The 5,183-nt window shown below is 38.2% G+C and carries 2 protein-coding genes; both read left to right on the top strand.

The window, feature by feature from the left end; all coding sequences use genetic code 11:
• Positions 1–360 precede the first annotated feature (360 nt).
• On the top strand, positions 361–1,116 hold the full coding sequence (locus tag ACSHXM_RS20755; RefSeq protein WP_435692135.1) for a FadR/GntR family transcriptional regulator: 756 nt from the start codon (positions 361–363) through the stop codon (positions 1,114–1,116).
• A 542-nt stretch (positions 1,117–1,658) separates the two neighbouring features.
• A partial coding sequence (locus ACSHXM_RS20750) for a TonB-dependent receptor (RefSeq protein WP_435692133.1) occupies positions 1,659–5,183 on the top strand: 3,525 nt, incomplete at its 3' end.

Here is a 5,183-nt window from a genome sequence, read left to right as displayed (position 1 = left end):
TATATAAATATTAGTAGGGGCTCCATCATACTAAAACAATAATAATGTTTTGTATCAGTCTCTTCACTTTAGCTGATATTAATCCTAGTCCTGACTAGGATTAATATTCGACATAGATTCTATATTATTAATTCCATCACAATCATTGACATCAATCACGTATTTCATAAACGTGAAGCCTATCAAGTTTGACAACTTACATTTTTATAACCGCTTGTTCTCTAATCATTAAATTCAAAGTGTTTAAACCAATATTTAGAGATTTTCTATAAGCTCCAAGGAATTTAGTAGTTAATTTTAAAGATTTTAGTCACTCCATTTGAATGCATGAATAATTAAATTTAGGCAATATTTTGGCCTATGAATGAATTAATGTTTTATGACTTAAAGTCCACTTACCGAATGAATTTGTGTATGTCTGCTCAGTTAGCAACTGAACTAGGACGTCAAATTGTGTCCGGACAATTGGAACCCGACAGGATTATCGATGGTGATACTGCTTTAGCCGTTAAGTTTAATGTTTGCAGGACCGTCGCTAAAGAAGCGGTTCAAATTCTAGCTAGAAAAGGTTTATTAGAAGTTAGGCGTAAGAAAGGAACTAGAGTTAGGCCTTTTAAGGATTGGCTGTTGCTAGATGACGATGTATTGGCCTGGCTTGCTAGTGCAGAGCCCAATTATCAGTTAGTTAAAAAGTTACTTGAATTTAGGTTGTCTATCGAGCCTAAAGCTGCAAAGTTGGCCGCGCAAAATGCAACCTCTGTTGATATTGAAAAAATTGAAAGTATTTGTGCTCAAATGATGTCAACGGCCTCGTCTGTGCAAACCAAACTTAAATTTGAAGCTCTGTTTCACAATGAGATTTTAAAGGCCTCAAAAAACGAACTATTGGTTGGTATGGATGGTTTGGCTTTTTCGTCAATTTTGATTTGTAGTCAAACTACCAACCATTTAACCGAATTAAATTCTAATGTGTTTCAAACTTATAAAGCCTTAACAAATGCAATCGTTAATAGAGACCATCAAAGTGCAGAAAAGTTATGCGAAGAGGTTTTGATGTCTAAATTAAACCAAATTCAAACGCCAATGCAAGATGAAGAATTGGTATTTAATGCCTAGTTGGCTGAGAGTTTTTCTTCTGTAATTTTAGAGAGTGTAATTTAAGTTAAATAATGAAACCCCTCTAATTTGAAGGTTAAAAGCTCTTTTTAGAGTTTTTTTAAAATTAGTTTTGACGAAAATAATGAATATTGAAGGTTTTAGTGACACGGATTGAAGTTAATTTTGTTCTACAATTGGCAAAATTAAACTCTCGTTACAAATGATTAACAAATTTTAAACTGAACCTAGAATGGTTTACTTAGAAGTGTAGTGTTTGGTATTTAGTTTTTCATTCCGGTGGTTTGCGTCTCGGATTGAAATTTTTTTGCCTTTACCTTAAACGTCATATGTTTTAGTAGGTATAATGTGTTTTTAGGTGGGACTATTCTGTAGGTGCAAAAAAAGCACGTTTCTAGAATAAAAGTGTAAGCGTCGGTTTAAGAGATAACTAGCCATTGTATGCGAGTTGACTATGTACATGAAACTGGTCAATAGGTGAATTAATAGGGGTGTTTGTGCTTCAGCATAAATACTAATAATAATACAAGTGGAGAGACCACATGAAACACAAGTTCAAAATCAGCGCTGTTTCAGCAGCTGTAATCGCTTCTTTTGTCACTATTCCTGCTTATGCAGTGGAGCAAGAACAAGAGAGTCCAAACGAAGTTGATCAAGAAACTGAAGTTATTGAAATCACCGGTTTTAAAGGCAGCTTGCAGAAAGCCTTAAATTCCAAACGATTTTCTGAAAACGTCAGTGATTCAATTCATGCAGAAGACGTAGGTAAATCAACAGACCAAAATATTGCCGATGCACTTTCTCGGGTAACTGGTGTAACTGTCCAGTCAGAAGGTGGCGAAGGAACACGCATTTCAGTGCGTGGTACTGGTCCTTCAATGAACCAAATTCAAATGAATGGCGTATCGTTGACTGGTGGTTTATCTGGCGACCAAGGTAGTAACCCAACTGCGAATCAAAGTGTTGATTTATCGTCATTTTCATCTGATATTTTGTCTTCAATCGACGTGATAAAAACCTCAGCAGCCGATCAAGATGAAGGTTCTCTAGGTGCGACAGTCGTATTACGTACTGTTAAACCTTTATCATTAAATTCTCCTCGTCGAATGTTAAGTGTTGAAGCAAGAAATAATGAATATGCAGGGTCTAATGACAGTCGTATTACCGGTAGTTTTGCGGATAAATATTTAGACGACACCCTTGGTTTTATAGTGACGGTGGCCAAAGATACCAACTCAACTCGTCAAGATAGATTGCAAACAGATTGGACAGATGCCGCTATTCCTATTGCTGATCTTAATGCTACTTCTGGTCGTACAGCACACGATTTAGCATCGGGTAAATACATTCGTATTTTGGAAGCAGGTCAAACGACTGCGGATCTTGTCAACTGGGATCCCGATACCCAAATTGCCCATAATGGACCTTTAGATGTTATGGCAAGAAACTATACTCAAATATCGACTACAGATAACCAAAGAGACCGTTTTTCTATTTCAGCAGGCTTAGAGTGGACCCCACTTGATACTACTAATATTCAGCTTGATGTTACTCATACTAAACAAGAAGTTACCACCGATTATCATAACTTTCGTTTGAATTTTGCTGCTCTAACTGGGGTATCTGGTTCGGATCCTGTTTCTGATTGGAACGGTGTAAATTTAGAAACTAGAACACTAAATAAGCATTATAACCGTAAATCAGGCGGTAGCTTTAATCGTACTCAAGGTTTACGAGAGTTGGAGACAAATGTTGTTTCCCTCGAAATTAATCATGAAATAACCGACGATTTAAGCATGGATATTATGCTGGGTTACTCAGGAACGGTTGATGAAACCAAAGGCCATGTAGGTTTATCTACGGCAACCTGGGGAACCATTGGTAATACCATAATTGAAGCTGTGCCATTAGCCCAACTTGAACCTCTTGGACATGATTGTCGTTCTAATGGTGAATGTTCATTCACTATGGGAATAACACCGGCCAATATTGACCCATTTGACGGCAGTGTAAATAGTGTAACCAGTTCTTTTAATCCGTTTGATTTAGAAGCCAATCATTTAGGTGGATTACGTTTTAGAGAGAATTCACAAGAAGATACCAATCAATCTGCACATCTTAATTTTGATTGGGTTATCGATGAGTACTACATTACCACTGTTGAATTTGGCGCAAAGTATGCCAAACGAGTTAAAGATGTATATACCCAAAATACCAATGTGAATACTGGTACCGCATTAATTGACAACTCCAACCCAGACACGAGTTATGCCACTGTAGGTATGGGGTCAATTAATCTTATTGATATGTTGTCTGGTGAATCTTTTCCCTATGATAATTTTGGTGAAGACATTACCGCTGACAGGTCAAATGCCGCTTTTGGTGGTTGGCCTATGTTAGATGCTAACAAAGCTATTGCAGAGTTTGCTGGCAGAGATCCAGGGACAGTGGGCACGGCTGTCAATAACCTTGGTACTCGCGAAATAGAAACTGAAACTAATGCGGCCTATTTAAAAGTTAGTTTTGAAGGATTTGATGGCCGTTTAACGGGTAATCTTGGTTTGCGGTACATCAAAGATACTAATAACGCTACGGGTTATGGCGGTATCACGTTTCATAGACCACCTCACATGTTAGACCCATATGACTTGTTGGTAGAACGAGGATTAGGAACAATTGAAGGGCAAGAAGCTTGTCCTGAAGCTGTAATGGGAATTAACCCTGGTACAGGCGGGACTGATACTCGTTGGGAGCCATTAAACTCTGATCAGTTAACAGGCTGTTTTGATTGGGCTATTTCTCATGGCTACAATTATTGGAATGATGATACAACACCTTATGTTGATGGTGAATGGGTGTTGCCTGGTGGAGTGGATACAAACCGTTTAGTTTTTGGAAACGCAAACGACGGCTTTACTTTGATCGATTTACCTAATCAAGTACTTGATATAAACGGTAACTTAGTTGCAACCAGCGCATTAACCCATAGACAGTTTGCTTCTGCAGGTGAAATTTGGCCTTATTTAGATAGATCAACTTCATTCGTTGGCCCGAATGGTGATCAGCAAAATACTACTGTTCGCCAAGCACCAACAAGTGGAACGGCAAGTCATTCGTTATTATTACCGAGTTTAAATCTTAACTACGCAATTAACGAAGAAAGCATCGCGCGTTTTGCTGTTTCACAAACTATGACACGTCCAGAGTTCGATTCTCTAAACCCTCGTTTAACTATGAATGAAAACGTATGGGGACCTACTGCAGAAGGGAGAGCAGGGAACGTAAATTTAAAACCACTTAAATCTAACAATTTAGATTTATCTTACGAGTGGTACTTCAATGAGTCAGGAATGCTTTCAACTGCTTTATTTTATAAGCAGATGACTGATTTCCCAGAAACAGTTGTGACGCCTTTTCATTACATAGACGTACGTTCGGATTATGATTTAGAAAATGCCAACCTGCTATTAGATTTTGATGCTAGTCGTCAACCAGGAGATGTAGTAGATGATGCGGGCAATGTGTGTATGCCACATCGTTATTATGCTGGTTTCGGGGCAAGTTCTTGGGATATCGAATGTCATACAGCCTTGATTGAAGTCGAAAGAAATGGTCAAGAAGCTAAGATCGCTGGTCTTGAAATTGGCTATACCCAAAACTACGATTTCTTGCCTGGTATTTGGTCTGGGCTAGGTCTGAGCTTTAACTATACCTATCAGCGTTCAGAAAAAGATCCTGAAGAAATTGGCACAACTGGCTTATTTACCCAACCTCTTCCACAAGAATTTACGCCTGAACATTCAGCTAATACCACTGTGTTTTATGAAAAAGACGGAACGACATTGCGTTTTGCTCATAGATATTCTGGTGTACAACTGATTAATGACGGCATAACCGGTGGTGCAATATGGCAAGAGTCATCTAGCCTTCTAGATTTTAGTTCTAGCTACCGCATTAATAATATGTTCACCGTGACATTCCAAATAACCAATCTAACTGATGAAGTCTATCGTAATTTTTATACCGCTTACGATATTCAAAATTCAGCCGGAGAAGTGGTTTATGAC

The organism is Paraglaciecola sp. (assembly GCF_051252315.1).
GTDB lineage: Bacteria > Pseudomonadota > Gammaproteobacteria > Enterobacterales > Alteromonadaceae > Paraglaciecola.
The sequence above is the reverse complement of the archived record's forward strand: the minus strand, read 5'-3'. Positions and strand labels throughout refer to the sequence as shown.